Origin of the sequence: Nocardioides alcanivorans (genome assembly GCF_021555175.1) — a bacterium.
Taxonomy (GTDB): Bacteria; Actinomycetota; Actinomycetes; order Propionibacteriales; family Nocardioidaceae; genus Nocardioides; species Nocardioides alcanivorans.
Genome location: NZ_JAKGRW010000006.1, coordinates 278,801 through 296,397 on the forward strand (window position 1 = coordinate 278,801; position 17,597 = coordinate 296,397).

Here is a 17,597-nt window from a genome sequence, read left to right on the forward strand (position 1 = left end):
GACTCCGCGAAGAAGGCTCATCCGCGCATGGCAACCACCAACGACCTCAAGAACGGCATGGTTCTCAACCTCGAAGGCCAGCTCTGGTCTGTCGTCGAGTTCCAGCACGTCAAGCCCGGCAAGGGACCCGCATTCGTGCGGACCAAACTCAAGAACGTCGAGTCGGGCAAGAGCGTCGACAAGACCTTCAACGCCGGCACCAAGGTCGAGACCGCCAACGTCGACAAGCGCACGATGCAGTACCTCTACAACGACGGCTCGTCCTACGTCTTCATGGACGTGCAGACCTACGACCAGCTCGAGATCACCCCGGAGATCGTCGGCGACGCCGCGAACTTCATGCTCGAGAACCAGGAAGCGATCGTCGCCACCAACGAGGGGCGCGTGCTCTACGTCGAGTTGCCCGCCTCGGTGGAGCTCCTCATCACCCACACCGACCCCGGCCTCCAGGGCGACCGATCCACCGGTGGCACCAAGCCGGCGACCCTCGAGACCGGCCACACGATTGCTGTGCCGCTCTTCCTCACCACCGGTGAGAAGGTCAAGGTCGACACCCGCGACTCCTCCTACTTGGGTCGCGTCAAGTCCTGATGGCAGGTTCTCGCAGCAAGGCGCGCAAGCGCGCGCTCGACATCCTCTACGCAGGCGAGCTGCGCAACGAGACCCCGACGGCCTCGTTGGAGCGTTGGATCGCCGAGGGTGAGCCGCTGAGCAACCCCTACACCGTGGAACTGGTCCGCGGTGTGGCCGAGCATCTCGACGAGATCGACGCCAAGATCCGCGAGGCGGCCGAGGGCTGGACCCTCGAGCGCATGCCGGTCGTCGACCGCAACGTGTTGCGACTCGGCATCTATGAGCTGCTGTGGGCAGATGATGTGCCGGATGCTGTCGCGGTCAGTGAGGCGACGGCTCTCGCGCAGGACCTCTCGACCGACGACTCGCCGAACTTCGTGAACGGCGTCCTCGGCGGGGTCCAGCGCGCCAAGGCCTGACATGCGGTTGTTCGCCGCGGTCGTGCCGCCCGGGGAAGTGGTCGAGGATCTCGACTTCTTTCTCGAGGCTCGGCGCGCCGTGGCGGACTTCCGTTGGACGGATTCCTCCCAGTTCCACGTCACTCTTGCGTTCATGGCCGACGCGGAGGAGTGGCGCGTCGATGACTACGTGAGCCGACTTGCGGGTGCGTTGGACGGCAGTGCGGCGCCCGAGCTTCGACTGTCGGGAGCTGTCGCATTTCCCCACGTCGCCGGCGCGAAGGTGCTGGCCGCACGCGTCGACTCGGACTTCGACGACGATCTCGCTGCGCTGGATGCGTTGGCGGTGCGGACGCGGAATGCCGCCGTACGCTCCGGGATCGAGGTCGACGGCGCTGGGTTCCGACCGCATGTCACCGTCGCCAGGGTGCGCCGGCCCATGGACGTGACCCGATGGTTCCAACTCCTTGAGACCTACGACGGCCCCGCTTGGTCCGTCGACCACGTCGCAGTGATCGCCTCACATCTGGGCGAGGGCCGCCGCGGCGCACCACGCCACGAGGTCGTCGCCCAGATCCCCTCGGCTGACCCGCCCATCCCGCTGGTCGAGTCTGTAACCCGCCGGTCGAGCCCGTATGCCGCCGGTCGAGCCCGTATGCCGGTGGTCGAGCCCGTATGCCGGTGGTCGAGCCTGTATGCCGGTGGTCGAGCTTGTCGAGACCCCGCCCCGGGCCGTGCTGGTGACCCGTTGGTCGAGCTTGTCGAGACCTTCCGTCCGGGGTGTCGAGACCCTGCCCCGGGCCGTGCCGTCCGGGGCAACCTCCTCGCTGGGGCGGCGCGTCGTGCGCACGGTCCTGCGTGTGGGTTGCGTCGGGTGGGCGCCCGCCGCGGCCAAGCCCCTTGACGCTCCGTCGGCAACCCCGGACGTCCCACCCCGGCCCCATGCTCGTTGGTCGGGCCTGTATCCCGGTGGTCGAGCCTGTACCCCGTTGGTCGAGCCTGTACCCCGTTGGTCGAGCCCACGGCATCCCGCCGGTCGAGCCCGTACGTCGTCGGTCGCGTCCGTGCGTCGTTGGTCGAGCTTGTCGAGACCAGCTCTGACCCGCGGGGCAAGGTCTCGACAGGCTCGACCACCGGGATCCTGTCCTCGAGCCCACGGCATCCCCGCCGGTCGAGTCCGTACGTCGTTGGTCGAGCTTGTCGAGACCCCCGCCCCCTCTGGTCGGTGTGGTGGCGTGCCTGTGCCCCGGGAGAGCGTGTGTTCTCCCGGGGTGGGCGGGCGGTGCATTGTTCGGCAGGTCCTGATCGTGCTGTGTGGCCGGTGGTGCTCAGCTGGTGTCGGTGGTGTCGTGGGTGCCTTGGGGTGTGACCAGCCAGGTCCTGTCGTGCTGGCTGGTCCAGATATAGGTTCCGTCCCGGGTTCGGCGATAACGCCACTTACCGTGGGTTTTCATCAGGTGGTGAATCGCACTGGGTTTCGTTCCGCTTGATCAGTCAGGATGGGAACGATGGCCAGGTATACGAACGAGATGCGTGAGCGGGCAGTGCGGATGGTCGCTGAGGTCCGCCCGGAGCACCCGCACGAGACGGCAGCGTTGCGGCACGTCGCGGGGTTGCTGGGGATGAACGTCGAGACCCTGCGGCTGTGGGTCCACCGTGCTGAGGTCGACGCCGGGAAGCGGCCCGGGACCACGACGGATGAGGCGGAGGAGATCAAGCGCCTCAAGCGTGAGGTAGCCGAGCTCCGCAGGGCGAACGAGATCTTGAAGTCCGCCTCAGTGTTTTTCGCCAAGGAACTCGACCGCCCCACGACGAGATGATCCGCTACATCGACGAGCACAAGGATCAGTTCGGGGTCGAGGCCATCTGCCGGGTGCTGCGTCCGGCAGTTCGTGGGTTCATCACCTCCCGTGGCTACCGGGCCGCGAAGACCAGAGCCCCGTCGGCGCGGTCGTTGAAGGACGAGTTGCTGGTGCCGGAGATCGCCCGGTTGCACGTCGAGAACTACGGCGTCTACGGGGTCCGGAAGATGCACGCCCTGATGCGACGCCAGGGCTGGGAGATCGGTCGCGATCAGACCGCTCGGCTGATGAAACTCGCCGACGTTCGTGGGGTGAAGCGGTCGAAGAAGGTGTTCACCACGAAGCCGGATCCGGCGGCGGTGAAGCCGGCCGACTTGGTCCAACGGCGCTTCCACGCGCCCGCGCCGCGGCGGCTATGGGTTGCCGACATCACCTACGTCGCGACCTGGTCGGGGTTCGCCTACGTGGCGTTCGTGACCGACGTCTACTCACGCCGGATCGTCGGGTGGAACGTCGCCGCGACGTTGAAGGCCGACATCCTCCCTTGCAGGCGCTCGACATGGCCGCGTGGGACGCAAAGCGCGAGGGCGCGGTCGATCTGACCGGGCTGGTCCATCACGCCGACCACGGCTCGAACTACCTCTCGATCGTCTACACCGACCGAATCGGCGAACTCGGCGCGAAGCCCTCCACGGGCACCGTCGGCGACTCCTTCGATAACGCGCTGGCCGAGGCCGTCAACGGGCTCTACAAGACCGAACTCATCAGACGGCGCGGGCCGTGGCGCACGATCGAGCAGGTCGAGCTCGCGACGCTGGAGTACGTGTGGTGGTGGAACAACCAACGCCTTCACGGGGAGCTCGACATGCGCACCCCGCTCGAGGTCGAGGCCGCGTACTACGCTGCCCAAGAATCATCCCGGCCAGCACTCGCTGTCCAAGGGAACGCATAGGAACGAAACCCAGTGCGATTCACATCTCGAGGGCTTCGACCTTGGCCCACAAGTGGGGCAGCCGGTGGACCAGGTCGAGGGCGTCGGCGACCAGCGCGAACCCGGCACTACGCGAGATCCCGGCGGAGGCGGCGAGCTCCTCGACCGCGAACAGGGCGACATCGGGGGTGCCGTCACCGGAGATCTTGTCTTCACAGTCGGTCGGGAACAGGGTTTCGTCACCCACCACTGCCTTCGGGTGCTCCGGAGACGGCGGGTGCATGATCGCCCACTGGTAGGCCAAACGCAGCTTCTTGCGGGCCATCTTCAACTCGATGACCCGGTCTTCGGCCAGGAAGCCGAGCAGGGTCCCGCCATCGAGGTCAGAGACCTCGTAGGGCTGGTGGCGGGCGTCGATTTCGATCATGGAACCAGTCCAACATTTGGCTCCGACACAACCCGACGATCACGAACTCAACCTGTGGACAACCACCACCGGGCTGCCGGAACGAGGTCTCGACAAGCTCGACCAACGGGGGTGGGGTCGGGCGAAGTGGTCTCGACAGGCTCGACCTCCGAACCGGTCTCGACAGGCTCGACCTCCGGTCCGGTCTCGACAGGCTCGACCTCCGGTCCGGTCTCGACAGGCTCGACCTCCGGTCCGGTCTCGACGGGCTCGACCTCCGGGGGTGGGCGAGGTGGTCTCGACGGGCTCGAGCTCCGAACCGGGCTCGACGGGCTCGAGCTCCGATCCGGTCTCGACGGGCTCGACCTCCGGGGTGGGCGGCGGGGTCTCGGCGCGCTCGACCAACGAACGTGGGCGCGGTCGGGGTGGTCAGAAGGGGGTGGGGGCGCCGAGGGTGAAGTTGGTGCGGTCGAGGACCGCGCCCTTGTGGCTGCCGGGGACGAGCCAGGTGGCGAGGGGGCCGTCTGAGGTGACGTCGACGTCGACGCTGGCCAAGCGCATCCTGCCGGAGGCCTTGAGACGGGTGCCGCGTAGCGATCCGTCGGGGAACTGCTGGATCACCCGGGCGCGGCTGAAGACGGGGAGACGAGGCCCTTTCGCGCGGATCGTCGTGTTGACCGACCACGCACGGTCCGTTGCGCACGTCGCCCCGAAGGAGGCGCCGGTCGGCGCGCCGGTGAAGCGCGAGAGGGTCTTGGGGATCGACCAGTTGCCGCGCCCGCCGACGAGGCTGGTGGGGAGTCCACCGACATGAACGGGATCGTGCCGATGAACCTGCGACCCGCGCGCATTCCGATCACGCCGAACACCTCGTCGTAGCGCCCTACCGGAGTGTCGGCGTACCGCACCAGTCCACCGATCACCACTGCTGCCTTCCCGCGCGCTCGCAGCGCGGGCGGGAGCGCGTCGTTCGCTTCGGGGGTGGCCTTGCTCCACCAGACGACGGCCGAAGCGACGACCGCCCAGGGGGCCGGCGCCTCGTTCGGGGGAGAGTGGCCTCGAGGTCGGCGGGCAGGGTGCACTCCGGTACGCCGGGGACGTCGATCAGCGAGAAGGTCATGGCGGACATACTGCCGGTACGTGAGCGCTCTGTCACCAGATGCCGCGAGTTCGACCGACTGGTGAGCCACCCCGCGGCACTGGGCACAGCGAGACCGGCTGATATCTTCGGCCGCGGTCAACATCCTTTAACGAGCCGTCCCGTGAGGCGGAGAAGGAGTCGGCAGTGATGCCAACCAACCCAGAAGGCGACCGCGGACGAGCCGTCCTCGACGCCCAGGACATCAACCGGGCGCTCACCCGCATCGCTCACGAGATCCTCGAGCGCAATCGCGGTGCGGAGGACCTGATCCTGCTCGGGCTCCCGACCCGCGGCGTGCCGCTGGCCCGGCGCATCGCGGAACGCATCGGCGAGGTGGAGGGCCACGTCCCCGATTCGGGTTCGCTCGACGTCACCCTCTACCGCGACGACCTGCGTCAACACCCCACCCGCGGGCCACAGCGCACCGACATCCCGGGCGGCGCGGTCGACGGCAAGACGGTCGTGCTCGTCGACGACGTCCTCTATTCGGGCCGCACCATCAGGGCCGCACTCGATGCCCTGGCCGACCACGGCCGCCCCGCCGCCGTGCGGCTCGCAGTACTTGTGGACCGCGGCCACCGCGAGCTCCCGATCCGCGCCGACCATGTCGGCAAGAACCTGCCCAGTGCGCGTACCGAACGCGTGATGGTGCGCCTCGAGGAGAGCGACGGGTACGACGAGGTGCGCATCGCCGACCAGGTCGTGCCGACGACGGAGGCGCGCGCATGAAGCACCTGCTCAGCATCGACGACGTGACGGCCGACGACGTCAGCACACTCTTCGAGACGGCTGCCGAGATGCACGACGTGCAGAACCGGTCGGTCAAGAAGCTCCCTGCCCTGCGTGGTCGCACGGTGATCAATCTCTTCTTCGAGGACTCGACCCGAACCCGCTCCAGCTTCGAGATCGCCGGCAAGTGGCTCTCCGCCGACGTCATCAACATCTCCGCCAAGGGATCCTCCGCCAGCAAGGGGAGAGCCTGCGCGACACCGTGAAGACCGTGACCGCCATGGGTGTCGACGGCCTCGTGGTCCGCCACTCGGCCAGCGGAGCGGCGCAGCAGATCAGCGAGTGGGTCGACGTGGGCGTGGTCAACGCCGGCGACGGCACTCACGAGCACCCCACTCAGGCCCTGCTCGACGCCTACACGCTCATCCGGCAACTGGGCAGCCTCCAAGGCCGCCACATCGTGCTCGTCGGCGACCTCACCCACAGCCGCGTCTTCCGCTCCAACGTGAAGCTGCTGCCCAAGCTCGGAGCCGAGGTGACCGTCGTCGCCCCACCGACGCTGATGCCGAGCGGCATCGACTCGTGGGCGCGCGACGCGGGCTTCGAGACCAGCTGGGATCTCGACGAGGTGCTGCCCAAGGCCGACGCCGTGATGATGCTCCGGGTCCAGAAGGAGCGGATGCAGGGCGGCTTCTTCCCGACGCCGCGCGAATACACCGTCGGCTACGGGCTCACCCGCGACCGGCTCTCCCTGCTCAAGCCCGATACGCCCATCTGCCACCCCGGCCCGATGAACCGCGGACTCGAGATCGCTGCCGACGCCGCCGACGCTGCTTCGTCGCTGGTGCTCGACCAGGTCTCGTCCGGCGTCGCTGTCCGGATGGCCGTGCTCTACCACCTGCTCGCCGGAGAGGAAACCGCCTGATGAGCACCCCGATCGTCGTCCGTGCCGCCACCTTGCCCACGGGGGACCGTGTCGACCTGTTGATCGCCGACGGCCGGATCGCTGCCGTGGGCAGCGTCGACACCCCGGCGGGCGCCGAGATCGTCGATGCGGACGGTCTCGTCGCGCTGCCTGGCCTCGTCGACCTGCACACCCACCTGCGTGAGCCCGGCCGGGAGGACGCAGAGACCGTCCTGACCGGATCGCGGGCCGCGGCCGCGGGCGGCTACACCGCGGTGCTCGCAATGGCCAACACCAACCCCGTGACCGACACGGCCGAGGCGGCCGAGCGGGTCTTCGACCTCGGGCGGACGGCCGGCCTGGTCGACGTGCAACCCGTCGGTGCCGTCACCCGAGGTCTCGGGGGCAAGGAGCTCGCTGAACTCGGCCTCATGGCGAGATCACGTGCCAACGTGCGGGTCTTCTCCGACGACGGCAAGTGCGTCGCCGATCCGCTGATCATGCGTCGGGCTCTCGAATACGTGAAGACCTTCGGCGGTGTGGTCAGCCAGCATGCCCAAGACCCCGCCCTGGCCGGACCGCAGGCCTGCTGCCACGAGGGTGAGCTCTCCGGTCAGTTGGGTCTCCCCGGATGGCCCGGCGTTGCCGAGGAGATCATCGTCGCCCGCGACGTGATGCTGGCCCGGCACACGGCGTCGCGGGTGCACATTGCCCACGTCTCCACGGCCGGTTCGGTCGAGGTCATCCGCTGGGCCCGTCAGCAGGGCATCCAGGTCACCGCTGAGGTGACCCCGCACCACCTGCTCCTCACCACGGATCTGCTCGTCGGCTACGACCCCACCTTCAAGGTCAACCCGCCGCTGCGGCCCGAGGAGGACACGCTCGCGCTGCGGGAGGCCCTGCGAGACGGCACGATCGATGCTGTCGCCACCGACCACGCGCCGCACGCTCGTCACGACAAGCAGCACGCGTTCGTCGATGCCGCCTTCGGTATGCTCGGGCTCGAGACGGCGCTGGGCGTCGTACGCACGGCGGTGCCGGACCTGGCCTGGGCAGACGTCGCGCGCGTGATGTCGTTCAGTCCCGCCCGCATCGCGGGTCTCGAGGGCCAGGGCCGTCCGATCGCGGAGGGGGAGCCGGCCAACCTGACGCTGGTCGACCCCGACGCACAGGTGACGGTCGACCGCGACGACTCGCTCTCGCTGTCGCGCAACAATCCCTGGCACGGTCGGCAGTTGACCACCGCGGTCGTGGCAACCTTCCTGCGTGGGCGCCGCACCTACGGCTGATCAGCGGGGAGCGCGTTGTGCTTCCCCTTCGCCTTCACGCGCGTCGTGCCCTTGGCGACGCTGACGGTGTTGCGCTTGCCCTTGAGTCTCAACTCCGACAGCGACGTGTGCGCCAGTCGGTTGCGGTTGCCGACCACCTTGGACGACGTGGTGTCGCCCGCGAGCACCTTGTTGCGATTGCCCTTGGTGACCACGCGAAGCACCGAGTCGGCCACCACGAGACTCCTGTTCGCTCTTATCCGGGCCCTCTCGAGCAATCCGTCGACCTCGATGGCGTTGTGCTTGCCGCGTACCTTCACCTTCCGCATGGAACCGGCGTGGACCGTGTTGGCGACGCCGGAGACCACGGTGTCGTAGAGAATCGTGCCCTCGACGACGTTGCGGTCGCCGAGGACCTCGAGCCTTGCCACGTAACGGACGTCGACCGTGGAGCCGTGAGCGGTGATGCGCAGGGTGCTGCACTCGCCGGTCAGTCGGTAGTCGGTGTTGTCCCGGTCGAGCACCACCAATCCGCCCGTCAGGCTCGAGCACGACTTCAGCACCCGGGCGTGGGCCGGTACGTCGCTCCCCACCATCACGAGTGCGGTTGCGGCGAGGGCGCCCGCAGCAAGAACGGCTGCGGACCGGGACGGAGCGGGCACGGTGACCTCCAGTTGCGTACTACCGGTACGTACCAACGGTATGGGCCATCGGGCACATATGCTGCTTCCGCTCGCGTGAGCCTGCCCACACGCCCATCCAGAGGGCGGAGTCAGCGTCGGGTCCGACGCCGGTCGCTGCTAAGGTTCCAGCTGTTTGCCCATCCTTTAACGAGCCGTCCTGTGAGGCGGAGAAGGAGGTCGGCGTGCCGCTGCATGCCACCCGAAAGCCCGCACTGCTGGTGCTGGAAGACGGCCGCGCTTTCCGCGGCCAGGCCTACGGAGCCGAGGGTGAAACCTTCGGCGAAGCCGTGTTCTCCACCGGGATGACCGGTTATCAGGAGACCTTGACCGACCCGTCCTACCACCGTCAGGTGGTCGTGATGACGGCTCCGCACGTCGGCAACACCGGCATGAACGACGAGGACCCCGAGTCCCGTCGCATCTGGGTCGCCGGCTACGTCGTCCGTGACCCCGCTCGGACGCCGTCCAACTGGCGCTCGCGCCGCAGCCTCGACGAGGAGCTGCGCGACCAGGGGGTCGTCGGCATCTCCGGTATCGACACCCGCGCACTCACCCGCCACCTGCGCGAGCGCGGCGCCATGAGGGTGGGCATCTCCACCACGGAGACCGACCCCGAGGCCCTGCTGACTCGGGTCCTGGACAGCGCCGCGATGACCGGCGCCAACCTCTCCGACGCGGTCTCCACCCAAGAGGCGTACGTCGTGCCGGCTGTCGGTGGAGCTCCGCGCTTCCGTGTCGCCGCACTCGACCTCGGCCTCAAGGCCAACACCCCGCGCATGATGAGCGAGCGTGGCATCGAGGTGCACGTGCTGCCCGCGACCGCCACCCTCGACGACGTGCGTGCCGTCGAGCCCGATGGGCTCTTCTTCTCCAACGGTCCGGGCGACCCGTCGGCCACCACCGGCCAGGTTGAGCTGTTGCAGGCCGCGCTCGCCGAGCAGATCCCCTACTTCGGCATCTGCTTCGGCAACCAGCTCTTCGGCCGTGCCCTGGGCTTCGACACCTACAAGCTCAAGTACGGGCACCGTGGCATCAACCAACCGGTGATGGACCGCACCACCGGCAAGGTCGAGGTCACCGCCCACAACCACGGCTTCGCCGTCGACGCGCCGCTCGACGCCGACACCTCCACCGACTACGGGATCGCCCGGGTCAGCCACGTCTGCCTCAACGACGACGTGGTCGAGGGACTCGAGCTCCGCAGTCCCGAAGGGGCCCTCAAGGCCTTCTCGGTGCAGTACCACCCGGAGGCGGCGGCCGGGCCGCACGATGCGGCGTACCTCTTCGACCGCTTCACCCAGCTCATGACCGACGTGAAGGCGGAGGAGGCCTGAGATGCCGAAGCGTGAAGACATCAAGTCGGTCCTGGTGATCGGCTCCGGCCCCATCGTGATCGGGCAGGCCTGCGAGTTCGACTACTCCGGCACGCAGGCGTGCCGGGTGCTCAAGGAGGAGGGCCTGCGGGTCATCCTCGTCAACTCCAACCCGGCCACGATCATGACCGACCCGGAGTTCGCCGACGCCACCTACGTCGAGCCGATCACCCCGGAGTTCGTCGAGAAGGTCATCGCCAAGGAGCGTCCCGACGCGATCCTGCCGACCCTCGGCGGCCAGACCGCCCTCAACACCGCCACCGCACTCCACGAGAACGGCGTGCTGGAGAAGTACGACGTCGAGATGATCGGCGCCAGCTTCGAGGCGATCCACCGCGGTGAGAACCGCGAGCTCTTCAACGAGATCGTGCACAAGGTCGGCGGCGAGGTTGCTCGCTCCTTCGTGTGCCACTCGATGGACGAGGTCGAGACGGCCACCGCTGAGCTCGGCTACCCGGTCGTCGTGCGCCCGTCCTTCACCATGGGCGGCCTCGGTTCGGGCATCGCCTACGACCAGGACGACCTGGCCCGTATCGCCGGCGCCGGCCTCTCCGCCAGCCCGACCACCGAGGTGTTGATCGAGGAGTCGATCATCGGGTGGAAGGAGTACGAGCTGGAGGTGATGCGCGACAAGGCCGACAACGTCGTCATCATCTGCTCGATCGAGAACTTCGACCCGATGGGCGTACACACCGGTGACTCGATCACCGTGGCGCCCGCGATGACCCTGACCGACCGGGAGTACCAGCACCTGCGTGACCTGGCGATCGGCATCATTCGCGAGGTCGGTGTCGACACCGGTGGCTGCAACATCCAGTACGCCGTCAACCCGGCCGACGGCCGCGTCATCGTCATCGAGATGAACCCGCGGGTCTCGCGTTCCTCGGCGCTGGCCTCGAAGGCGACGGGCTTCCCGATCGCCAAGATCGCGGCCAAGGTCGCCGTCGGCTACACCCTCGATGAGATTCCCAACGACATCACCGAAGAGACGCCGGCGAGCTTCGAGCCGACCCTCGACTACGTGGTCGTGAAGGTCCCGCGTTTCGCGTTCGAGAAGTTCCCGACCGCCGATCCCACGTTGACCACCCACATGAAGTCGGTCGGCGAGGCGATGGCCATCGGCCGCAACTTCACCGAGTCGCTCAACAAGGCGCTGCGCAGCCAGGAGAAGAAGGGGGCCCAGTTCGACTTCGGGCCCCTCGCCGATGCCGTGACACTCGACGAGCTCCTCGAGACGATCAAGGTGCCGCACGACGGGCGCATCCAGGAGGTCATGGCGGCGATCCGCCGCGGGGCCACCCAGGAGCAGATCCACGACGCCACCAAGATCGACCCGTGGTTCGTCGACCAGCTCTTCCTCATCAACGAGGTGGCTGACGAGGTTGCCGCCGCGGAGACCCTCGACGCCGACGTGCTCCGTCACGCCAAGCGTCACGGATTCTCCGACCTGCAGATCGCGCAGCTGAGGGTCTCGACAAGCTCGACCAACGGGACGGGCTCGACCAACGGGACGGGCTCGACCAACGGGACGGGCTCGACCAACGTGACCGAGGCCGAGGTCCGTGCGGCCCGCCACGCTGCTGGCGTACGCCCGGTCTACAAGACGGTCGACACCTGCGCCGCCGAGTTCGCTGCGCGCACGCCGTATCACTACTCGTCCTACGACGAGGAGACCGAGGTGCACCCCCGGCCCGAGGGCAAGCAGGCCGTCATCATCCTGGGCTCCGGCCCGAACCGCATCGGTCAGGGCATCGAGTTCGACTACTCGTGCGTGCACGCGTCCCTGGCGCTCGCCGAGGCCGGCTACGAGACCATCATGGTCAACTGCAACCCCGAGACGGTCTCCACCGACTACGACACCTCCGACCGGCTCTACTTCGAGCCGCTCACGTTGGAGGACGTGCTCGAGATCTACGAGGCGGAGAAGGCGGCGGGTCCGATCGCCGGCGTCATCGCCACTCTCGGCGGCCAGACGCCGCTGGGCCTGGCGCAGGGGCTGCAGGACGCCGGGGTCCCGATCGTGGGCACCAGCCCCGAGGCCATCGACCTGGCGGAGGAGCGGGGCGCCTTCGGGCGGGTCCTGGCCGAGGCCGGGCTGGTTGCGCCGAAGCACGGCACGGCTGTCTCCTACGAGGACGCCCGCGAGATCGCGCACACCATCGGCTACCCGGTGCTGGTGCGACCCTCCTACGTGCTCGGCGGTCGTGGCATGCAGATCGTCTACGGCGACGACGCCCTCGAGGCCTACATCGCCCAGGCGACCGAGATCAGCCCCGACCGTCCGGTCCTGGTCGACCGCTTCATCGACGATGCGGTCGAGATCGACGTCGACGCGCTCTACGACGGCAACGAGCTCTACCTGGGCGGCGTGATGGAGCACATCGAGGAGGCTGGCATCCACTCCGGCGACTCCTCCTGCGCGCTGCCGCCGATCACGTTGGGCGATGCCGAGATCTCGCGGATCCGCGAGGCCACCGAGGGCATCGCGCGCGGGGTCGGGGTGAAGGGCCTCATCAACATCCAGTTCGCGCTGGGCTCCGACGTGCTCTACGTGCTCGAGGCCAACCCGCGTGCGTCACGCACCGTGCCGTTCGTGTCCAAGGCGACCGGGACCCAGCTGGCCAAGGCGGCTGCTCGGCTGATGCTCGGTGAATCGATCGCCGAGCTGCGCGCGGCCGGTGTGCTGCCCGCCGAGGGCGACGGTGGCACGCTGCCCGCCGACTCCCCGATCGCGGTCAAGGAGGCGGTGCTGCCGTTCAATCGGTTCCGCACGAAGGAGGGTCACTTCGTCGACACCGTGCTCGGCCCGGAGATGAAGTCGACCGGCGAGGTGATGGGCTTCGACTCCGACTTCGGGACGGCGTTCAGCAAGTCGCAGGCCGCTGCCTACGGTCCGCTGCCGACCACCGGCAAGGTCTTCATCTCGATCGCCAACCGCGACAAGCGCACGATGATCTTCCCGGCGCGGGTGCTGGCCGACTACGGCTTCGAGATCCTCGCCACCCAGGGCACCGCCGAGGTGCTCCGCCGCAACGGCATCAACTCCACCGTGGTGCGCAAGCACTTCGAGGGGAGGGGCCGCAGGGTGAGAAGACCACCGTCCAGATGATCCTCGACGGCGAGGTCGACCTGATCGTCAACACCCCGCACGGCGCCACTGGCGGTGGTGACTCACGCGTCGACGGCTATGAGATCCGCTCGGCCGCGGTGCTCACGGGGACGCCGTGCATCACCACGGTGCAGGGACTTGCTGCCGCGGTGCAGGGGATCGCCGCGGTCCGTGACGGCAACATCGGCGTCCGCAGTCTCCAGGACTGGGCCAAGCTGCTCGGCCACGGGAGCGCCCGGTGAGGAGTCCCTACCGGGTCTTCTTCGACAAGGTGCTCACCCGCACCGATGCCGAGCGTGCCCACCAGATGGCCTTCCGGGCCATCCGGTCGGCGCGCCCGGTGCTGGCGAGTCAGGTCGGCACGAAGCTGCGCGAGGCCGGCCGCGACATCACGCCCGAACCCGTGGTGGCCTTCGGCCTGACCTTCCCCAACCGGGTCGGACTGGCCGCCGGCTTCGACAAGAACGCCGTGGGCATCGACGCGCTCGGCGCCCTCGGCTTCGGGCACGTGGAGATCGGCACCGTCACCGGCCAGGCGCAGCCGGGCAACCCGAAGCCACGGCTCTTCCGGCTGCCCGACGACCGGGCCGTCGTCAACCGGATGGGCTTCAACAACCACGGAGCCGAGGTCGTCGCCCATCGGTTGGCCGAGCGGGCGCAGATGCGGGTCCACGGCATCGCCAACGGCCCGGTGCTCGGCGTCAACATCGGCAAGACCAAGGTCGTCCCCGACGACGACCTCGGTGCGGTGATCGCCGACTACGAGTTCTCGGCGAGACACCTGGCACCCCATGCCGACTACCTCGTCGTCAACGTCAGCTCGCCCAACACCCCGGGCCTGCGCAACCTGCAGGCCGTGGAGAAGCTCGAGCCGATCCTGACCGCCGTCCGTCGCACCGCTGACCAGGTCAGCACCCGCCGGGTGCCCTTGCTGGTCAAGATCGCGCCCGACCTGGCCGACGACGACGTCGACGCGGTGGCCGATCTCGCCACCGCGATCGAGCTCGACGGCATGATCGCCACCAACACGACGGTCTCCCGTGAAGGGCTGCGCACCGACCCGAGCAAGGTCGACTCCCTGGGCGCTGGTGGCATCTCGGGCGCCCCCGTGCGCGACCGCGCGCTGGAGGTACTGCGAAGGCTCCGCGCGCGTGCCGACGACAAGGTGGAGCTGATCGGTGTCGGCGGCATCTCGACTCCCGAAGATGCGGCCGCCCGCATCGATGCGGGGGCGGTGCTGGTCCAGGGATACACCGGGTTCATCTACGACGGGCCGTTCTGGCCGACCCGCATCCTGGCGGGGCTGGGGGCTGATGGTCACCGGCCCGCTCTCGACCACGGCCGAGGTGTTGGCCGTGCGACCGCTGGGTGCCTTCGTGGCGCTCACGCTGGGAGTGGGTGAGGTCGCCGAACGGTGTCGACCGGGGCAGTTCCTCAGTCTTGCCGACCCGGACCCGACCCGGTTGCTGCGCCGTTCCGTACCGGTCCACCGGGCCGCGGGGATCGGCGTACGGCCGGGCAGCATCGAGATCGTCCTCGACCCGAGCGACGCCGCCGAGTCCGTCATCGCCGAGCTCGCCGTGGGCGCCCGCGTCCACGCCCTGGGCCCGCTCGGACGTCCCTTCGCGCTGCCCAAGGAAGCCGTTCCGTGCGTCGTCACGGGGGTCGGGCACCACGCAGCCGCACTCTTCGGTCTCGCCGACCGGCTGGCGGAGCGCGGATGCGCCGTCCACCTGCTGCTCGGAGCGTCGAGCGGCGCACACCTGCTGCCCACCCACGACCTGCGACGGACGGTCCGCTCGGTCACGGTCGTCACCCACGACGGCTCGGTGGGACAGCGAGCACGCGTCGATGACGTCCTGGGCGAGCTGCTGGTGCGCACCACCGCAGCCGTCGTGTACGCCGGAGCCCCCGTCGCGACGCTGCATGCGGTGGCCGCCGTGGCCGAGGCCGCCGGAGCGTGGAGCCAGATGGCCGTGCCGGGAGACCACCCCTGCGGTACCGGCCTGTGCTCGGGGTGCCCCGTCCCTGTCGTCGGGGAGGACGGCGTCGGCCGCACCGTCCGCGGCTGCGCAGAGGGCCCTGTCTTCCGGGGCGACCGGGTGCGGTGGGACGACCTGATCGCTGAGGCGGTCGGATGAATCCGCTCGCGTTCACCTCGCCGGTGGTGGTGGCCTCCGGCTGCGGCGGCACCGGACGCGACCTCGCTCCGTTCGACGGCCTGGCCGGCATCGGCGCGTTCATCACTCGTTCACTCACGCTCAACGCACGAACCGGCTGGCCCGCTCCACGGGTGAGCGCCTCCGACTCCGGCATCGTCCACGCCACCGGACTGCCCAACCCCGGACCGGAGCAGTTCCTGGCATTGGAACTGCCCCGACTCGTCGCCGACGGCATCGCCCCGATCGCCTCCTTGGCTGCCGGAACGGCGGCGGAGTGGGCAGAGCTGGCACACCTGCTGTCCCATGCACCGGGTCTGCGCGGGCTCGAGCTCAACCTCGCTGCCGACGCGGGGCTGCTCACCGACACGAGTCCGCAGCACCTGCAGCAGGTCGTCGCCGCGGTGCGGGCCCGGGTGCCGACCGGGCTCCCCGTGATCGCCAAGCTGGGCTTCGACACCGACGGACTCGTGGCGAGCGCTCGGGCCGTCGTCGACGGTGGCGCCGACGCGGTCACCGTGGGTGGCGGCCTCCCCGCCCTCATGCCCGACGGCCGCCTCGGCAGCCTGGTCGGACCCGCGATCCAGCCCGTGGCACTGCGCGCCGTCGCGTCGGTCCACACAGCCCTTCCTGATGTTCCGGTGCTGGGCGCCGGAGGGATTCGCAGCGCCGCCGGGGCCCGGGCCTTCCTGTCCGCCGGTGCCAGCGCCGTCCAGATCGGCAGCGCCCTGCTCGCCGACCCCACCGCCGCCGCGCACATCGCGGCTGACCTCGAGGGAGACCGATGACCAGCTTCGGCAGTCGGCTGCACGCCGCCGTCCGTACCCGGGGACCGTTGTGCGTGGGGATCGACCCGCACGCCTCACTGCTGTCCGCGTGGGGGATCGCCCACGATGTGGCCGGGCTCGAGCGGTTCTCGCTGACGGTGGTCGAGGCCCTCGCTGACCGGGTGTCGGTGCTCAAGCCGCAGAGCGCCTTCTACGAGCGCTTCGGCAGCCGGGGCGTCGCCGTGCTGGAACGCACCATCGCCGAGGCGCGGTCGGCCGGGGCGCTCGTGCTGCTCGACATCAAGCGCGGCGACATCGGGTCGACCTCGCAGGCCTACGCCGACGCCTATCTCGACGCCACGTCGCCGCTCTTCTCCGATGCGGTCACGGTGAGTCCCTATCTCGGGTTCGGCTCCGTGCAACCGATGCTCGACACCGCCCGGGCCAACGACGCGGGTGTGTTCGTGCTCGCGCTCACCTCCAACCCCGAGGGCCCGCAGTTCCAACACGCCACCACCGCCACCGGTCGCTCCGTGGGAGGCACCGTGCTCGACTCGCTCGCCGAGCTCAACGCGGGTGCCGAACCGCTGGGATCCTTCGGCGCCGTGGTCGGTGCCACCATCGGTGAGGTGGGGAGAGCTTCGACTTCAACGGTCCGATCCTCGCTCCCGGCGTGGGAGCGCAGGGTGGCACACCCGACGACGTACGCCGCGTGTTCGGCGCCGCTGCTGCCCACGTGCTGCCCTCGTCCTCGCGTGAGGTGCTGGGGGCCGGACCCACCGTTGCCGCACTGCGTGAGGCGGCCGCTCGGGGCAACGAACAGTTCGCCAGCCTGGTGCGATGAGCCCGATGGACGTCTCCGCACGGCGCCGGGTCGGGGGAGCCGTGGTCCTGGCTGTCCTGGCGGGCTCGGCCCTCACCGGATGCCAACAGAGCGAGCAGGAACGCCGGGCCGACTACTGCAAGGCGATCGCCGACGCCTCGGCGACCTTGACGCGCACTGCTGATGAAGGAGGCGCAGGAGCCTTCCTCGACGCCCTGCCGATCCTCGAGGAGCTGGCCCAGGGGTCACCGAGCGACCTCAAGGACGAGTGGCAGACCTATCTCACGTCGCTGCGCAACCTCCGCGACGTGCTCGCCGAGATCGCGGTCGACCCCGAGGAGCTCGCTGACGGCGTACCCACGAGGTTGTCGAAGGCAGAGCGCCAGCGGGTCCGTGGCGCGGTGCGCAACGTGCGCAGCGTGGAGACCCGGCAGGCGGCCCAGGGCATCACCCAACAGGCGCTCGACGTCTGCGACGTCCAGATCCTGTGACCCGTCTGACGGGAGCCGCCCCGGCGTTGCCCCGTTTCGT

The 17,597-nt window shown here is 69.0% G+C and carries 15 protein-coding genes and 3 pseudogenes; 14 read left to right on the top strand and 4 right to left on the bottom strand.

The window, feature by feature from the left end; genetic code table 11:
* The first annotated feature begins 27 nt into the window (after positions 1 to 27).
* Genes efp through thpR form a run of 3 tightly spaced genes read left to right on the top strand, consistent with a single transcriptional unit; the run spans position 28 to position 1,875 of the window.
* Positions 28 to 591 (top strand): elongation factor P, encoded by a 564-nt coding sequence (gene efp, locus L1066_RS04260; protein ID WP_235735122.1) that lies wholly within the window; start codon positions 28 to 30, stop codon positions 589 to 591.
* A complete protein-coding gene (nusB, locus tag L1066_RS04265) occupies positions 591 to 992 on the top strand; it encodes a transcription antitermination factor NusB (RefSeq protein WP_235735123.1) in 402 nt (133 codons plus the stop codon). The genes efp and nusB overlap by 1 nt, the downstream gene beginning before the upstream one ends.
* A gap of 1 nt (position 993) precedes the next feature.
* Positions 994 to 1,875 (top strand): RNA 2',3'-cyclic phosphodiesterase, encoded by an 882-nt coding sequence (gene thpR, locus L1066_RS04270; protein ID WP_235735124.1) that lies wholly within the window; start codon positions 994 to 996, stop codon positions 1,873 to 1,875.
* A gap of 424 nt (positions 1,876 to 2,299) precedes the next feature.
* On the opposite strand, the gene L1066_RS26400 is transcribed toward thpR, so the two are convergent.
* Positions 2,300 to 2,425, bottom strand: coding sequence for a hypothetical protein (locus tag L1066_RS26400; protein WP_283095264.1), 126 nt, complete (start codon positions 2,423 to 2,425; stop codon positions 2,300 to 2,302).
* A 45-nt stretch (positions 2,426 to 2,470) separates the two neighbouring features.
* On the opposite strand from L1066_RS26400, the pseudogene L1066_RS04275 reads away from it, so the two are divergent.
* Positions 2,471 to 3,725, top strand: a pseudogene (locus tag L1066_RS04275) (IS3 family transposase).
* 19 nt (positions 3,726 to 3,744) lie between these two features.
* Here L1066_RS04275 and L1066_RS04280 read toward each other — a convergent pair.
* Together L1066_RS04280 and L1066_RS04285 are read right to left on the bottom strand one after the other, a co-directional pair.
* Positions 3,745 to 4,131, bottom strand: coding sequence for a hypothetical protein (locus L1066_RS04280; RefSeq protein ID WP_235735125.1), 387 nt, complete (start codon positions 4,129 to 4,131; stop codon positions 3,745 to 3,747).
* A 408-nt stretch (positions 4,132 to 4,539) separates the two neighbouring features.
* Complete coding sequence (locus tag L1066_RS04285; protein ID WP_235735126.1) at positions 4,540 to 4,731, bottom strand: hypothetical protein; 192 nt, start codon at positions 4,729 to 4,731, stop codon at positions 4,540 to 4,542.
* A gap of 667 nt (positions 4,732 to 5,398) precedes the next feature.
* Here L1066_RS04285 and pyrR point away from each other — a divergent pair.
* The 3 genes and pseudogenes from pyrR (at position 5,399) to L1066_RS04300 (ending at position 8,173) form a co-directional block, all read left to right on the top strand.
* Positions 5,399 to 5,980: a bifunctional pyr operon transcriptional regulator/uracil phosphoribosyltransferase PyrR gene (gene pyrR, locus L1066_RS04290; RefSeq protein ID WP_235735127.1), complete on the top strand. Its 582-nt coding sequence runs from the start codon at positions 5,399 to 5,401 to the stop codon at positions 5,978 to 5,980.
* Positions 5,977 to 6,905: pseudogene (locus tag L1066_RS04295) on the top strand (aspartate carbamoyltransferase catalytic subunit). The gene pyrR and the pseudogene L1066_RS04295 overlap by 4 nt, the downstream one beginning before the upstream one ends.
* The gene (locus tag L1066_RS04300) at positions 6,905 to 8,173 is read left to right on the top strand and encodes a dihydroorotase (protein WP_235735128.1); all 1,269 of its coding nucleotides are present in this window, start codon (positions 6,905 to 6,907) and stop codon (positions 8,171 to 8,173) included. Before L1066_RS04295 ends, L1066_RS04300 begins: the two are co-directional and overlap by 1 nt.
* On the opposite strand, the gene L1066_RS27500 is transcribed toward L1066_RS04300, so the two are convergent.
* The gene (locus L1066_RS27500) at positions 8,164 to 8,814 is read right to left on the bottom strand and encodes a DUF3060 domain-containing protein (protein ID WP_235735129.1); all 651 of its coding nucleotides are present in this window, start codon (positions 8,812 to 8,814) and stop codon (positions 8,164 to 8,166) included. The genes L1066_RS04300 and L1066_RS27500 overlap by 10 nt on opposite strands.
* 203 nt (positions 8,815 to 9,017) lie before the next feature.
* Between L1066_RS27500 and carA the strand changes: the two genes are divergently transcribed.
* From carA to L1066_RS04340, 7 genes and pseudogenes are all read left to right on the top strand, one after another.
* The gene (gene carA, locus L1066_RS04310; protein ID WP_235735130.1) at positions 9,018 to 10,169 is read left to right on the top strand and encodes a glutamine-hydrolyzing carbamoyl-phosphate synthase small subunit; all 1,152 of its coding nucleotides are present in this window, start codon (positions 9,018 to 9,020) and stop codon (positions 10,167 to 10,169) included.
* 1 nt (position 10,170) lies between these two features.
* Positions 10,171 to 13,559, top strand: a pseudogene (carB, locus tag L1066_RS04315) (carbamoyl-phosphate synthase large subunit).
* Positions 13,556 to 14,719, top strand: a complete 1,164-nt coding sequence (locus L1066_RS04320) for a quinone-dependent dihydroorotate dehydrogenase (RefSeq protein WP_235735131.1) — start codon at positions 13,556 to 13,558, stop codon at positions 14,717 to 14,719. The pseudogene carB and the gene L1066_RS04320 overlap by 4 nt, the downstream one beginning before the upstream one ends.
* Positions 14,673 to 15,458: an iron-sulfur cluster-binding protein gene (locus L1066_RS04325; protein WP_235735132.1), complete on the top strand. Its 786-nt coding sequence runs from the start codon at positions 14,673 to 14,675 to the stop codon at positions 15,456 to 15,458. The genes L1066_RS04320 and L1066_RS04325 overlap by 47 nt, the downstream gene beginning before the upstream one ends.
* Entirely contained in the window at positions 15,455 to 16,264 is an 810-nt protein-coding gene (locus L1066_RS04330) for a nitronate monooxygenase (protein WP_235735133.1), read from the top strand. Before L1066_RS04325 ends, L1066_RS04330 begins: the two co-directional genes overlap by 4 nt.
* Positions 16,261 to 17,250 (top strand): orotidine-5'-phosphate decarboxylase, encoded by a 990-nt coding sequence (pyrF, locus tag L1066_RS04335; protein WP_446499890.1) that lies wholly within the window; start codon positions 16,261 to 16,263, stop codon positions 17,248 to 17,250. The genes L1066_RS04330 and pyrF overlap by 4 nt, the downstream gene beginning before the upstream one ends.
* Positions 17,234 to 17,557, top strand: coding sequence for a hypothetical protein (locus L1066_RS04340; protein WP_446499891.1), 324 nt, complete (start codon positions 17,234 to 17,236; stop codon positions 17,555 to 17,557). The genes pyrF and L1066_RS04340 overlap by 17 nt, the downstream gene beginning before the upstream one ends.
* Positions 17,558 to 17,597: the final 40 nt, after the last annotated feature.

Coding starts and splice junctions, on each gene's coding strand:
- L1066_RS26400 (WP_283095264.1), bottom strand. CDS start 2,425: ATGAAAACCCACGGTAAGTGGCGTTATCGCCGAACCCGGGACGGAACC.
- L1066_RS04300 (WP_235735128.1), top strand. CDS start 6,905: ATGAGCACCCCGATCGTCGTCCGTGCCGCCACCTTGCCCACGGGGGAC.
- L1066_RS04280 (WP_235735125.1), bottom strand. CDS start 4,131: ATGATCGAAATCGACGCCCGCCACCAGCCCTACGAGGTCTCTGACCTC.
- pyrF (WP_446499890.1), top strand. CDS start 16,261: ATGACCAGCTTCGGCAGTCGGCTGCACGCCGCCGTCCGTACCCGGGGA.
- thpR (WP_235735124.1), top strand. CDS start 994: ATGCGGTTGTTCGCCGCGGTCGTGCCGCCCGGGGAAGTGGTCGAGGAT.
- pyrR (WP_235735127.1), top strand. CDS start 5,399: ATGCCAACCAACCCAGAAGGCGACCGCGGACGAGCCGTCCTCGACGCC.
- efp (WP_235735122.1), top strand. CDS start 28: ATGGCAACCACCAACGACCTCAAGAACGGCATGGTTCTCAACCTCGAA.
- nusB (WP_235735123.1), top strand. CDS start 591: ATGGCAGGTTCTCGCAGCAAGGCGCGCAAGCGCGCGCTCGACATCCTC.
- L1066_RS04330 (WP_235735133.1), top strand. CDS start 15,455: ATGAATCCGCTCGCGTTCACCTCGCCGGTGGTGGTGGCCTCCGGCTGC.